This window comes from Bacillus sp. FJAT-22090 (genome assembly GCF_007676755.1).
Lineage (GTDB): Bacteria > Bacillota > Bacilli > Bacillales_A > Planococcaceae > Psychrobacillus.
Window position 1 is genome coordinate 35,208 of sequence record NZ_VEBK01000002.1, and the last position, 13,088, is coordinate 48,295.

The 13,088-nt window shown below is 35.3% G+C and carries 15 protein-coding genes and 1 riboswitch; of the genes, 11 read left to right on the forward strand and 4 right to left on the reverse strand.

The genetic code is table 11. The features are described 5' to 3' along the window. Positions 1-22: 22 nt before the first annotated feature. Positions 23-304 carry an acylphosphatase gene (locus tag FS486_RS02715; protein ID WP_144509731.1) on the reverse strand — a complete coding sequence of 94 codons (282 nt, stop codon included), beginning with the start codon at positions 302-304 and terminating at the stop codon, positions 23-25. Between the two features lie 218 nt (positions 305-522). Here FS486_RS02715 and FS486_RS02720 point away from each other — a divergent pair, with 218 nt between their 5' ends. Further along, entirely contained in the window at positions 523-801 is a 279-nt protein-coding gene (locus tag FS486_RS02720; protein ID WP_144509732.1) for a DUF1033 family protein, read from the forward strand. A 190-nt stretch (positions 802-991) separates the two neighbouring features. After that, entirely contained in the window at positions 992-1,192 is a 201-nt protein-coding gene (locus FS486_RS02725) for a cold-shock protein (protein WP_090561394.1), read from the forward strand. Positions 1,193-1,232: 40 nt separating this feature from the next. Here the strand turns inward: FS486_RS02725 and FS486_RS02730 are convergent, their stop codons facing one another. Continuing rightward, entirely contained in the window at positions 1,233-1,862 is a 630-nt protein-coding gene (locus FS486_RS02730; RefSeq protein WP_144509733.1) for a hypothetical protein, read from the reverse strand. A 110-nt stretch (positions 1,863-1,972) separates the two neighbouring features. On the opposite strand from FS486_RS02730, the gene FS486_RS02735 reads away from it, so the two are divergent. Next, the gene (locus tag FS486_RS02735; protein ID WP_144510206.1) at positions 1,973-2,455 is read left to right on the forward strand and encodes a YkvA family protein; all 483 of its coding nucleotides are present in this window, start codon (positions 1,973-1,975) and stop codon (positions 2,453-2,455) included. Positions 2,456-2,477: 22 nt separating this feature from the next. Here FS486_RS02735 and FS486_RS02740 read toward each other — a convergent pair whose 3' ends face one another. Together FS486_RS02740 and msrA are read right to left on the reverse strand one after the other, a co-directional pair. Continuing rightward, positions 2,478-4,082: an ABC-F family ATP-binding cassette domain-containing protein gene (locus FS486_RS02740; protein ID WP_144509734.1), complete on the reverse strand. Its 1,605-nt coding sequence runs from the start codon at positions 4,080-4,082 to the stop codon at positions 2,478-2,480. Positions 4,083-4,226: 144 nt separating this feature from the next. Next, a complete protein-coding gene (gene msrA / locus FS486_RS02745; protein ID WP_144509735.1) occupies positions 4,227-4,745 on the reverse strand; it encodes a peptide-methionine (S)-S-oxide reductase MsrA in 519 nt (172 codons plus the stop codon). Between the two features lie 118 nt (positions 4,746-4,863). On the opposite strand from msrA, the gene FS486_RS02750 reads away from it, so the two are divergent. The 8 genes from FS486_RS02750 to metA all read left to right on the forward strand — a co-directional run bounded on the left by FS486_RS02750 (position 4,864) and on the right by metA (position 13,062). Further along, positions 4,864-5,802, forward strand: coding sequence for an LCP family protein (locus FS486_RS02750; RefSeq protein WP_144509736.1), 939 nt, complete (start codon positions 4,864-4,866; stop codon positions 5,800-5,802). Positions 5,803-5,875: 73 nt separating this feature from the next. After that, on the forward strand, positions 5,876-7,069 hold the full coding sequence (locus tag FS486_RS02755) for an AI-2E family transporter (RefSeq protein WP_144509737.1): 1,194 nt from the start codon (positions 5,876-5,878) through the stop codon (positions 7,067-7,069). A gap of 5 nt (positions 7,070-7,074) precedes the next feature. After that, entirely contained in the window at positions 7,075-7,470 is a 396-nt protein-coding gene (locus FS486_RS02760) for a sporulation protein (protein WP_260857999.1), read from the forward strand. A gap of 96 nt (positions 7,471-7,566) precedes the next feature. Further along, positions 7,567-7,788 (forward strand): hypothetical protein, encoded by a 222-nt coding sequence (locus FS486_RS02765; protein WP_144509739.1) that lies wholly within the window; start codon positions 7,567-7,569, stop codon positions 7,786-7,788. A gap of 71 nt (positions 7,789-7,859) precedes the next feature. Beyond that, positions 7,860-7,991 carry an RAxF-45 family protein gene (locus FS486_RS20550; RefSeq protein ID WP_313956965.1) on the forward strand — a complete coding sequence of 44 codons (132 nt, stop codon included), beginning with the start codon at positions 7,860-7,862 and terminating at the stop codon, positions 7,989-7,991. A 147-nt stretch (positions 7,992-8,138) separates the two neighbouring features. Then, a complete protein-coding gene (abc-f, locus tag FS486_RS02770; RefSeq protein ID WP_186321362.1) occupies positions 8,139-9,977 on the forward strand; it encodes a ribosomal protection-like ABC-F family protein in 1,839 nt (612 codons plus the stop codon). Between the two features lie 1,096 nt (positions 9,978-11,073). Beyond that, positions 11,074-11,712 (forward strand): LysE family translocator, encoded by a 639-nt coding sequence (locus FS486_RS02775; protein ID WP_144509741.1) that lies wholly within the window; start codon positions 11,074-11,076, stop codon positions 11,710-11,712. 241 nt (positions 11,713-11,953) lie between these two features. Further along, positions 11,954-12,061: riboswitch (SAM riboswitch) on the forward strand. Between the two features lie 92 nt (positions 12,062-12,153). Next, complete coding sequence (gene metA, locus FS486_RS02780; RefSeq protein WP_144509742.1) at positions 12,154-13,062, forward strand: homoserine O-acetyltransferase MetA; 909 nt, start codon at positions 12,154-12,156, stop codon at positions 13,060-13,062. Positions 13,063-13,088 lie beyond the last annotated feature (26 nt).

Consider the following 13,088-nt stretch of genomic DNA (forward strand, 5'->3'; position numbering starts at 1 on the left):
GAAGGTTTCATTTTCTTCAAAGTTAAATAATGTCGGATTCCATTGTTGTATATCCTTTCAGGTTATTGAAGATCTCAATTTCAAAAGCATTATCTTTTGATAAGGGCGATACCCCTTTTTGTATATATTCAATAAATTCATCTAATGATTTTGTATCGCCTTCTATTTCGATAACAATATCATTCTTCTCATTTTGCATGCAATATCCTTTTAATCTAAGTGATTGTGCCTTTTGTTTAACTAGAAAACGAAAACCGACTCCATCTACATCACCGTACATATGAATATGCGCTCGCTGTTTCAACTCATCTACCCCTTTTTCAGTGGCTAAAATGTATTATCTATAACTTAACTGATATTGCTTACATTTTCAATTCATTAACCTATTCAAATTTCGCTTCGTGAGTCGCTTTTTAGTACTTTCGAAATATACATGATAAAAATTGAAAAAGTCATTTAAGTAGACATTTTTGCTGATAGCAGTACAATATGAGTTAACAATAAATGTTAGAGGCGATGAAAATGTTTGAAATTATTTATATGAAAGCAGATTATGAACCTTGGTGGGCATTTGAAGGCTGGGAGCAACATATTGTAGAAAAAGTTATATTTGATCAGGAAGAAGAGGCATTGTCTTATTTAAATAAGACATTAGAAGAATTTCGGGTTAAATTTCCTCAAGAAAGAGTAAAAGAGGGAAGGTATTGGGCGTTTTGGTCTGTGAAAGAACAATGTTTTTGTGAATCTTGTGATGATGATTTGCAAATCTATCACGGAGTTATTTGGAATGCTTTAACGTAAACGATTTAGAATAATAAAAAAACTTGTTGACTATATTTATCCAACTGGTATACTTTAATTAACAATTTAAAGTGAGAAACCGTATTTGTAATTCACATATCCTATGTAGTGATCGATGTGATGTCGGTACTTCATGGAATATGTGAATTTTTGTTTTTCGCATATTGATTAATTTTTTGGAGGTAATAACATGAAACAAGGTACTGTAAAATGGTTTAATGCTGAAAAAGGATTTGGATTTATCGAAGTAGAAGGAGAAAATGATGTATTCGTACATTTCTCTGCAATCCAAGGTGAGGGCTTCAAGTCTCTTGAAGAAGGACAAAAAGTTGAATTTGAAGTTGTAGAAGGTAACCGTGGACCACAAGCTGCAAATGTAACAAAACTATAATAGGCAAAAAGAAGCCCTCCAAGTAGGAGAGGCTTCTTTTTTACTTTATACTTTCAATTGTAGAAGTAACAATGAATGGTTCGTCGCCTTCTGGCATAATATATTCACGCTTAATTTCACCGTAATTTTTGGCAAAATACTTTCTAGTTTTGGAACCTTGTTCATCAACTTTTTCTATTGTGATGACATCTTCAAATGTTTGAAGATCCGTTTCCACCGTCTCGGTTGTTGAGGTGATTTTCCATCCATTGAATTGCGTGCCTACACTCAGTGGGCTAACCATATATACATCAATTTCTTGCATGGATTGAAGCTCTGATAGTGATGGTAACCCTACATCATATGCTTCTGCATTATTGGCAAGCAAACTAATTTTGTCATCTGAAATATAATATATTTTTTGGACTATCGTTCCACCATTATCTTCGTAAGTGGCGACATAAACATCGTACAAATACTTTGTTGTTAACGTAAAAGAAGCATATTCATTTCCATCACCTTTAAACGTAGCAATGGATTTGTCTGGTAGAAACAATTCGGTTAAAGGTATTTTAGATGGTACGTCGGTTTCAGACGTACTATCAGTAGATGAACCTTGCTCTTTATTTAAGTCTGTTCCACAAGCAATTAGAAATAAAGTAGGAATGAAAACGAATAAATATTTTTTCATTGGGTTTTCCTCCTTTTTTGTTATGAATTAGACGGCCATTGAATGTATAATGTTTCAATTTGTCGAATTTTTGGTATAGTGTCTATAAGAGGGGAGAGATTGTATTGAATATGGAACTAAAGAAAGAATTACCTCCTTATGAGGAGCAGCAAGACTTTTATGTGAAGTTAAGATCAAAGATAACGAATTATGTACAATCCAAAACAGGTAAAGAGAGCAAATTCACACCATATTTATTGTTTGCGCCTGATTTGTTTCATTTATTAATAAAAGCATTATTAGATAACAGAATTGATACGAAGAGTAAGACAATTATAGGAAGCAGTATTTTATATTTTATATCACCTATTGATGCCTTACCAGAGGGATTGGTTGGTCCTGGTGGATTTATCGATGATATTATAGTTGCTACGTTCGTAGTAAATATGCTATTAAATAAATTTTCATCGGAAATTATTGAAGAGCATTGGTCGGGAGACGAAAAATTACTAAATGCATTAAAGAAAATAGCAGAAACGAGCGATTCCATAATTGGAAAATTACCAGCTAGATCACTTCTAGGTCGCTTTATCAAAACAAATAAAAAAGCGTGAGGACAAGCCTCACGCTTTTTTATTAAGATATTTTTTGAGCTTCTTTCCACTCTAAGAACTCATCATACGATAGTTGTTTATCCAAAATGGAGCCATCTTCTCTGATTTCAATTACACGATTTGCAATTGTTTGGATGAATTGGTGGTCATGCGAAGTAAAAATCATGGCACCTTTAAAAGCAGTAAGTCCATTATTCAATGCTTGGATTGACTCTAAATCTAGATGGTTCGTAGGCTCATCTAGTAAAAGAACGTTTGACTCGGACAGCATCATTTTAGAAAGCATGCAACGAACTTTTTCCCCACCAGATAAAACAGAAGGCTTTTTCTTCACTTCTTCTCCGGAGAATAACATACGGCCTAAGAATCCACGTAGGAATGTTTCACTTTCATCATCAGGTGAATATTGACGTAGCCAATCCACTAGAGACGGCTCGCTACCTTCGAAATATTTTGCATTATCTAGAGGGAAGTAAGCACGCGTAGTAGTAACACCCCAACGGATGGAACCTTCTTGCGGTTCTTCTTCTTCCGCTAATACACGAAGTAGAGCAGATTTTGCTAATTCATCGCCAAGCAGGATTATTTTGTCCTCTTTGTTTAATGTGAAGTTCATTTTAGAGAATAGTTTTTCACCTTCGAATGTATATCCAAGATCTTGTACTTGTAGAACATCATTCCCAATTTCACGTTTCATTGCGAAATTAACATAAGGATATTTACGAGAAGATGGTTTAATGTCATCTAACTCAATTTTGTCCAACATTTTTTTACGTGAAGTCGCTTGTTTTGACTTGGAAGCATTTGCACTAAATCGTGCGATAAAGGCTTGAAGTTCTTTAATCTTTTCTTCTTTTTTACTGTTTTGGTCTGATGCTAACTTCAATGCAAGTTGACTAGATTCATACCAGAAGTCATAGTTCCCAACATATACTTGGATTTTGCTAAAGTCTAAATCCGCAATATGTGTACACACTTTGTTTAGGAAGTGGCGGTCATGGGAAACGACAATAACAGTGTTCTCAAAGTTGATTAGAAAATCTTCCAACCATTGTATTGCTTTAATATCTAGATGGTTGGTAGGCTCATCTAGTAAAAGAACATCTGGTTTTCCAAAAAGAGCTTGTGATAATAACACTTTTACTTTTTCTGAACCCGTTAATTCAGACATTTTCTTTTGATGCATACTATCAGGTATTCCAAGACCTTGTAGCAGGATGGCAGCCTCTGACTCTGCTTCCCAACCATTTAAGTCTGCAAATTCACCTTCAAGTTCTGCCGCACGCATACCATCTTCATCTGAAAAATCTTCTTTCATATAGATGGCATTTTTTTCATTCATAACTTCGTACAAGCGTTTATGTCCCATAATAACCGTTTCTAAAACTGTGTATTCTTCGTATTCGAAGTGATTTTGTTTTAGAATTGCCAGACGCTCATCTGGGTTCATAATAACATTACCTTCTTGGGCCTCAATTTCTCCCGATAGGATTTTGATAAATGTAGATTTACCTGCCCCATTTGCACCGATTAAACCATAACAGTTACCCGGTGTAAATTTTATATTTACGTCTTCAAATAATTTACGATCACCAAAACGAAGACTTACGTTACTTACTGCAATCATGGTAGTACCTCCTAAAATTCACAATGCCCTTATTATAGCATGAAACAAGCGAAACTTGGTATGTTGAATACATAAATAAATTATGTTTCACAACGCTCCCTAAGTTCCTAATACTTTTAAGAAATTTGAAAACGTATACCTAGCTTATTTCCAATGCTTATCGATAAATTCGTCTCGGCCAGACTGTGCCCGGTCTTCCTTATAATGATCTGGACTTTTTTTATAGAAATCTTGGTGGTAATCTTCCGCTTCATAGAACGTTTTCGATTGAAGGATTTCGGTAACAATAGGTTTAGAGAACTTTCCACTTGAAGCTAATTGTTCCTTGGATAATTGTGCTAGCTGGAGTTGTTCCTCTGTATGTACGAATATAGCTGTACGATAGCTTTCTCCTCGATCTTGGAATTGACCGCCTGCATCAGTCGGGTCAATTTGTTGCCAAAAAATTTGAAGCAACTCGTTATATGAAAAAATAGAAGGATCATATTGAATTTCGACTACTTCTAGATGACCTGATGTACCTTTTTTTACATCCTCATATGTTGGATTTTCTAGATGTCCTCCCATATAGCCGGAAGTCACTTTATGTATGCCGTCCCATGTATCAAATGGCTTTACCATGCACCAAAAACAGCCACCTGCAAATGTTGCTTTTTCTATCATTGTCATTCCCCCCATTATAGTAAAATGTATTTTACCATGAGTTTATAAAATGTACAAAATTCCGAAACTAACGGAACAAAAATACGTTATTATTATAGATAGATAGGAGAGATGGAAGATGGACGAAGAACAACAACCAATGAGACGAACGCGAAAAAAGCGTCTGCGAATTGGACGAGTACTAACATTAGTTCTTGTACTCATTGTATTAGTTAGTGGAATATATACGGTTTCCCAGTATTCCAGTGGATATAAATTAGCAAACAAAGAGGTCGATTTAACGATAGATTTTAAAGGAGATCCTTTAAAAGAGGGAGAACGTGAGAATATATTAGTACTAGGAGTCGACTCAAGGGGTCAAACAAAGGCTCGTTCGGATACTATGATGCTTGTATCCTGGGACAAAAAAGAAAATGACGTTAAAATAATCTCTTTTATGAGAGATATTTATGCAGATATACCAGGTTATCAATCGTACAAGCTAAACACTGCTTATTATCTAGATAGTGTACAATTATTAAAAAATACAATTCAAAATATGTTTGATCTTCCGATTCATCATTATGCATTAATCGATTTTAGTAGCTTTGAATCCTTAGTAGATATTATTGCTCCTGAAGGAATTCCGATTAATGTTGAAAAAGATATGTCTGAAAAAATAGGTGTTTCCTTAACAAAAGGAAAACAACATCTTTCTGGTAAAGAACTACTTGGTTATGCTAGATTTCGTGCAGATGCCCAAGGGGATTTTGGTAGGGTAGAAAGACAACAAATTGTGATGGAAGCATTGAAAAATGAGTTGCTGTCAGTAGGAAACTTATCAAATGTACCAAAATTTTTAGGAGCTGCTGAAGGATATATTGAAACTGATTATTCACGGGCAGATAAAGCCAAGCGTATAATAGATGCTGCAGTTAGTGGGAAGCTCGAAATGGAGAAGTTAACTGTACCTGTAGAAGGCACATACACTTTTAAAAATTACAAACATGCCGGCTCGGTTATTGAAATTGATACAGAAAAAAATAAAACAGCGATTAATGATTTCTTAGAAAAATAATAATGCATTAACATTGCCAATTTTTTTAATCGTTCGTAAAATAAAGGTATATAAGAAAGGATGTTTGATATAAGTGGAGCCTGAAAAACCTTCTTTTTTTTCTACAAGATACATAAAATTTTTAGGAGGACGTAATACGTTCTTTACCCTAATATTGCTTTTATTAATCGGGCTTATTATCATCATATACGAAAAAATATCGTTTATCTTTGTGCCGTTAACTGTATTTTTAGGCAATGTTGTTTTACCTATTATTTTAGCGGTCATCGCATATTATTTATTAAGACCGATATTACGACTAATGGAGAAAATAAGAATCCGACGTGTATGGGGCATATTGGTCATTTTCTTGGCATTGATAGGACTGATCACTTTACTTGTTTTTTTAGTCGTTCCATTTTTAAAGGCGCAGTCTACTAAATTAGTCGAAGAATTACCCGACTACCTTATCCAATTACTGAATTCGTTGGATCATTTTCTAAGAACATCATTTGTAGCAGATTATTATGTACAAATCGAAAAAGATGTGATGACTATGTTACAGAGTGTCCCTGCGCAAATTGGGAACTTTTTTCAGAATACGATAGCTAGTGTTGCAAGTGGTATTACTTCTATCGTTGGAGCTGTAACAAGTTTTGTTTTATCGATTATTATGGTACCGTTTATTCTCTTTTATTTATTAAAAGATGGAGAAAAACTACCGAAGTTTGTTATTAAAATTTTCCCGCCTCGTATGCGTGATGATTTTCTTATCGTCTTCCGAAATATTGATAATCAGATTAGTTCTTACATTCAAGGACAAATATTAGTTTCTATGTGTATAGGATTCATGATATTTATCGGTTTTACTATTATTGGGATGCCTTATGCATTGCTTTTAGGAGTAATTGCGATGGTTACAAGTGTTGTACCTTATTTAGGACCTGTTATCGCAATAACACCAGCAGCAATTATAGCTCTTGTATCATCGCCATTTATGTTAGTGAAACTTGCAATCGTGTGGACGATTGTCCAGTTAGTCGAAGGAAAATTTATTTCTCCTCAAATTATGGGGAAATCACTTCATATTCATCCTATTACGATAATTTTTGTATTAATTACTTCGGGAGCATTATTTGGTGTACCAGGTGTAGTATTAGGAATTCCTGGGTATGCAATTATTAAGGTAATTGTTTCCCATTTTTATACTTTATTTAAAAAGCGTTATAATAGGTATGAGCCGAATATCGAAAATCAGTATGAGCATATAAATAACAAGGTGGAATGAGAGTAATGGCCAAGAAGTTTGAGTCTTCTATAAAAGTACAATCGATTAAAATTGATACAGTAGTGGATCATCCGTTTATCGAGCATGGAATAAACCTTTCGGGCACTATTTATATTGATGGTGTACATGACGATGAATCGGTAGAAAATATTAAATTGGAAGTTTTTAAAATTAAAAACGAACTTGTTTCCGAATTGGTATCCAAACACTCCATTGAATTGGTCGGATCAGTTGCTTCAAAAGATATGCAAATGATACCTTTTGAGATTATGCCAGATGAAAGATGGATTCCGGATGGAACGGAGGAAGTATCTAAACTTATCTTGAGAACTACTGTCCTATTTGAAAATGGAAATGAGTTTAGTGACGAAGATGAGATCTATTTTGATATAGAAGAATAGGAAAGATTAAAACTTCAGTAATTTTACTGAAGTTTTAATCTTGTGCATAAAGCTGTTAAATCTGTGCAATCTAATAAAAAAATAGGAGGAAAATAGATGGCCAAAAGAATTTCATTACTTTTACTAGTAATAATTGTACTTTCTGCATGTGGCTTTAACCGAAACTCTAATGACCCCGCAAATCCCGAGACGCAAATAAATGGTCAAGACCAGGATGTTCCGAACACGGGTAATGAAGAGGTGAATGAAGAAAATGACTTAGGAGTTCCGAATACTGGTGGGTTATTAAATGATCCGAGTTTTGAGAAACCAAAGTAAAAAACGATTGAATTATTAGAAAATTGATGATAAAATTAATTTAAAGAAAGAAGAACGGAGGTGAAGAAAGAATGAAAAACACTGTGAATGCACGTAGATTTTTACTGGAATTTTTATCCACATCTTGTGCGATTACTCATGAAATTGCTGCCAACGGGATAGGTCTGCCCTTTTTTAGCAAAATTAATGAATTTCACAGCTGATAAAGTCATTCTTTCTGAACCATATTTTTATGGAAAAGACTGCATTTCAGGCAGTCTTTTTTTCATGGAGAAAAGTAATGCTTCCAGCTGTATCTAACTTGAGAGGAAGCGATTAAAGTGATATGTACAATACAAGAAATTAGCAAAATGCTTGGAGGAAATACGATTTTTCAAGATCTCTCTTTATCCATCAAAACTGGAGATAGACTTGGGATTGTTGGAAGAAACGGTTCTGGGAAAACGACACTTTTCAAACTAATAGCGGGGATTGAAGCTCCAGACGAAGGAAGCATACATTTTAAAAAGGGAACTAAAATTGGTTATTTAGCGCAAATACCTTCTTTTACAGTTGATATCACGGGATATGACGTGTTGGGCAGTGCTTTCCAAACATTAAACGAATTACAATCAATGATGAAACAACTTGAAATGAAGTTATCTAATTCAGAGACTGAAAACATGGATATATTATTGCGAAACTATGGTGATATACAAGAAAAATTCACAAATCTTGGCGGTTATTTAATGGAGTCTGAAATCGATAAGGTAATTCAAGGACTTCAACTAGCAAACTTTGTCCATCAATCTTTTTCAAGTTTGAGTGGTGGGGAACAGACTAAGATCATGCTTGGTAAGCTATTATTAACAAAACCTGATCTATTACTGCTGGATGAGCCAACTAATCATTTGGATTTATTTGCTGTGGAATGGTTAGAAGAGTATCTTGTGGTCTATGGAGGAACCGTAGTCATCATTTCTCACGATCGATACTTTTTAGATAAAGTTGTTACGAAAGTTGCTGATTTAGAGGAAGGCGAATTAACTTTATATCACGGAAGCTACTCTTCATTTACCGTTGAAAAAGAAGAAAGAATTATGCGTGAGTTCCTGGAGTATGAAGAACAACAAAAGAAGATAAAAAAAATGAAAGAAGCAATCAAACGATTAAAAATATGGGCAAACGAAGCTGTACCACCGAACGCCGGACTCCATCGTCAAGCAAGAAATATGGAGAGGGCATTGGAGCGAATGGAAAAAGTAAGAAAACCCCTGATAGATCCGAAAAAGATGGGTTTGTCTTTTGAAGTTGCACCTAGAAGTGGAAAAGAAGTCGTTGTGATGGAAGGTGTGTATAAATCATTTGGGGACAAAGTGCTTCTACAAAAAGCATGTTTGAATGTGTACTGGAAAGAACGTCTCGCTATCGTTGGTCGAAATGGTACTGGAAAATCGACGATATTAAATGTGCTTCGCGGTGACATACCGTTGGATAGCGGAAAAGCACGTCTAGGTAGTAATGTCCGTGTTGGGTTTCTATCACAGCATTTTGAAGTGATTGATACAAAAGCACGGCTCATTGATGTTTTTAGAAGTGAAGTAAATGTATTTGAAGGGGAAGCTCGTCATATTTTAGCAAAGTTTATGTTCTATGGACCGGATGTGTTTAAACGAGTTGGTGACCTAAGTGGTGGGGAACGTATGCGTCTCCGTCTTGCTCAGCTCATGCATCAAGATATCAATCTTTTAATATTAGATGAACCGACCAACCATCTAGATATAGATTCTAGGGAAGTATTGGAGGATGCACTGGAAGACTTCCAAGGCACAATATTAGCGGTGTCACATGACCGCTATTTTCTAAATAAGCTTTTTCCTAGAACTGCTTGGTTAGAAAAAGGACAATTAACGACTTTTGAAGGCCCATATGAATGGGCTCGTGAAAAATGGGAGGAATTAAAAAAGGATCTAGATCCAATAGAATTAGTTACAATAAAAGAACGGTTTAAACCGACCAATTTAAAAACAGTACAAGACGAAGCAATTGATGAGAAAATTGCTATAGTAGAAACAGAAATCAAATTATTAGTTCAACAAATCGAAAAGGAAGATGATTGGGAGAACTATGAGCGATTGGTGGAAAGTAAGAAACAAAAAGAAGAAATTTTAGATAAGTTATTGGAAGCATGGATGGAAAAAGAGTTATAAAAAAACAGTTTTTATCAAAAGGACGTTGATTAGGGATAGTGCGTCTTAACAGGTAACCACTATGATTTTCTCTGCTTTCGGACGCTTTCCTCCGGGTGGGCGATGAGCCACCCCCGCCGCTTAGGCGTCGTTGGGGTGTCTCATTTGCCCACAGTGGAACAAAGGCTAAGATCGCCACATCGTGTGGCAACGCCTTCGTGACCAACATCTTGTTGGCCTCGGCAGGAGTCGCCTCCGGCAGAGAAAATCAAAGAAAATGCTTATCTCCCAGTATCGACTTGCTAAAAAAATTATCACTTTTTTGTATGTAAATCCAATAAATGGACTAGTGTAACCAATCGGTTATCGAAAGTTACTCGTGGAAGCAACTAATTCATAACATAGCAGGTATATTGGGAGAAAACCGATTATGATTTCCCAGCATTATAGGGGCAATGTGTCACAAATTTATTGCTATCCGAGTATAATAGCTTCATCCATTCAAAATGTTGCGCATCCGGTCTATAAAGTTGCGAGTATCGTCTGATATGTTGCGCAAATTTAATGTACGATCTAATCCATGTAAATTAAGCGTAAACTTAAGTAAAGTGCATGGTTATCAATGTCCGCAAGCCTTACTTGAAGAATTGGTTGCGCTCGTTGTCGATCTGGTTGCTTTCAAGCTAAAACTGGTTGCGTTGCCTATTGAATTGGTTGCTTTCAAGTGACAATTGGTCTCGTTAAGCCATTTCCTAACTTTTAATGGCTAATAAATACAGATAAAAACGTCTATTTGGACGGATTGGAGCTGAAGGACGGCGACTCCAACGGGATCCAGTGAGTTAAATGAGACTTCACATCGAATGCTTGAGCGGGCGGTGAAGGCTCATCGCTCACCCCGTGGAAAGCGTCCGTCCTTCAGCGGAAATCCAAGCGGACACTTCCTTAAGACGCATTATCCCTATATTGCGTACTATGAAACAATTACTTCAAACTCGTTAAAATAATCTCCTATTGAATTAAAATGCAAAAATTAGATTAACTATTAAAAATTTTGTGCTAATATATGAATATAAACGGACGTATGAAGGGATCCTTTGGGAAAGAAGTGTTTTGGTTGAGTTTATTTTTTACGTATCTTTTAGCAGGTCTTGCAATTGCAATGCCTGTGGGGGCAATGACCGTCGAAATGACAAAGCAAGGCCTAAAAAACGGGTTTATGCATGGATGGGCTGTAGGACTAGGTGGAATGACAATCGATTTTCTTTTAATTATTGCATTATACATGGGTTTAGCATCCATACTTTCTATTCCTTACATTCAAATACCAATGTGGCTTATTGGTGCATGTTTCTTAGTATTTTTGGGCTATGATTCTATAAAAAATTCAGATCAGGATATTACATTAAAAGGAGAAAAACCAAATAAATCTTTCTTTAGCTCCTATCTTAATGGTTTAATTGTAGCAATTTCACCAGGAAATCTTGTATTTTGGATCTCCGTTTTTGGAGCTGTGCTTTCCGATTCATATGATATGACCCAGCCAACAAAGTTTTTAATAGTAGGAGCAGGTATATTAGCAGGTATTCTATTACATGATGTTGGTTTGCTTACTATTATCGCCCTTACAAGGAAGGTCATGAATCGTTCTGTTATAAAATGGATATCCATCATTGCTGGATTTATATTAATAGGTTTTGGAGGGTACTTTGTATATGAATTTATCCTTGCAATAAAAGGGTTGAGAGTTTCCTGATTAAATAAAAGCAACGTCTACCATCGAAGCGGCCAAACATTTAACTAAGCGCTCTTTGCCAGGTACAGCTGCATCTACTGATCAAATTTTAGAAACGGTTGAAGAAGCTAACTAGAAGAAAGGAATAATAATCTTTAACTGTATATTTCCTAATTATTTTTAATAGTTGCGCAACCATTTTTCGCATGATAATATTTAGTAGATTTAAGTCGATTCAGTATGTTTCTACACAAATTAAATATTCTTATCAAGAGAAGCTGAGGGAAATGGCCCTGTGAAGCTTCAGCAACCTCTGACATTTCAGAAAGGTGCTAACTCCTACGAGATTTTTTGTCTTGAGAGATAAGAATGGAGAGCTATCAATAAACCCTCTTTTCTTATCTTTAAGAAAGGAGGTTTTTTTAAGTTACATAGTAAAATAAAGAAAGGAAGAGACAGACAATGCCGATTAATGTGCCAAAGCAATTGCCCGCAACAAAATTATTAAAAGAAGAGAAGATTTTTGTGATGGATGAAGAACGAGCTGGTAAACAAGACATTCGTCCGCTGAATATAATTATTTTGAATTTAATGCCTGAAAAGGAAAAAACAGAACTACAACTTCTGAGACTACTGGGAAATACCCCATTACAAGTGAATGTTACTTTTATGCATACTGCAACACATGAATCGAAAAATGTAAGTAGAACCCATTTAGACACATTTTATACTTCATTTGAAGAGGTCAAACAGCGAAAATATGACGGTATGATTATTACGGGAGCTCCCATAGAACATCTACAATTTGAAAAGGTGAATTATTGGGATGAGATGACTCAGATTATGGAGTGGACGAAAACCAATGTGACGTCCGTTTTACATATTTGTTGGGGTGCTCAAGCTGCATTATATTATCATTATGGAATTAATAAAAATGAGTTGTCAGAAAAATGTTTTGGGGTGTTTGACCATCGATTATCTGATCCAACCGTCAACCTAGTGCGAGGGTTTAATGATGAATTTTATGCCCCAGTTTCTCGCTACACTTCAGTTTCCTATGACAAAATTAAAAACGATTCACGACTTAATCTTCTTTCTTATTCAGACGATGCGGGAGTTTTCTTAGTTATCTCAAATGATGAAAAAAATATCATGATTACTGGACATTTAGAATATGATGCTACAACACTTGCAGAAGAGTATAATCGGGACATTAATAAAGGGATTGCTATCGATGTTCCCAAAAATTATTTTCCGCATGATGATCCAACTAAATCGCCTTTAAATACATGGCGTTCACATACGCACTTATTATTTTCGAACTGGTTAAACTATTATGTATACCAGGAAACACCTTATGAGTGGGAGTAATTATAAGCACAGAGCAAACATTCGCT

Bases quoted from the DNA above. Each gene is read 5' to 3' on its own strand.
- FS486_RS02720 (WP_144509732.1), top strand. From the start codon at position 523: ATGTTTGAAATTATTTATATGAAAGCAGATTATGAACCTTGGTGGGCA.
- FS486_RS02725 (WP_090561394.1), top strand. From the start codon at position 992: ATGAAACAAGGTACTGTAAAATGGTTTAATGCTGAAAAAGGATTTGGA.
- FS486_RS02730 (WP_144509733.1), bottom strand. From the start codon at position 1,862: ATGAAAAAATATTTATTCGTTTTCATTCCTACTTTATTTCTAATTGCT.
- FS486_RS02735 (WP_144510206.1), top strand. From the start codon at position 1,973: ATGGAACTAAAGAAAGAATTACCTCCTTATGAGGAGCAGCAAGACTTT.
- FS486_RS02740 (WP_144509734.1), bottom strand. From the start codon at position 4,082: ATGATTGCAGTAAGTAACGTAAGTCTTCGTTTTGGTGATCGTAAATTA.
- msrA (WP_144509735.1), bottom strand. From the start codon at position 4,745: ATGATAGAAAAAGCAACATTTGCAGGTGGCTGTTTTTGGTGCATGGTA.
- FS486_RS02750 (WP_144509736.1), top strand. From the start codon at position 4,864: ATGGACGAAGAACAACAACCAATGAGACGAACGCGAAAAAAGCGTCTG.
- FS486_RS02760 (WP_260857999.1), top strand. From the start codon at position 7,075: ATGGCCAAGAAGTTTGAGTCTTCTATAAAAGTACAATCGATTAAAATT.
- FS486_RS02765 (WP_144509739.1), top strand. From the start codon at position 7,567: ATGGCCAAAAGAATTTCATTACTTTTACTAGTAATAATTGTACTTTCT.
- FS486_RS20550 (WP_313956965.1), top strand. From the start codon at position 7,860: ATGAAAAACACTGTGAATGCACGTAGATTTTTACTGGAATTTTTATCC.
- abc-f (WP_186321362.1), top strand. From the start codon at position 8,139: ATGCTTGGAGGAAATACGATTTTTCAAGATCTCTCTTTATCCATCAAA.
- metA (WP_144509742.1), top strand. From the start codon at position 12,154: ATGCCGATTAATGTGCCAAAGCAATTGCCCGCAACAAAATTATTAAAA.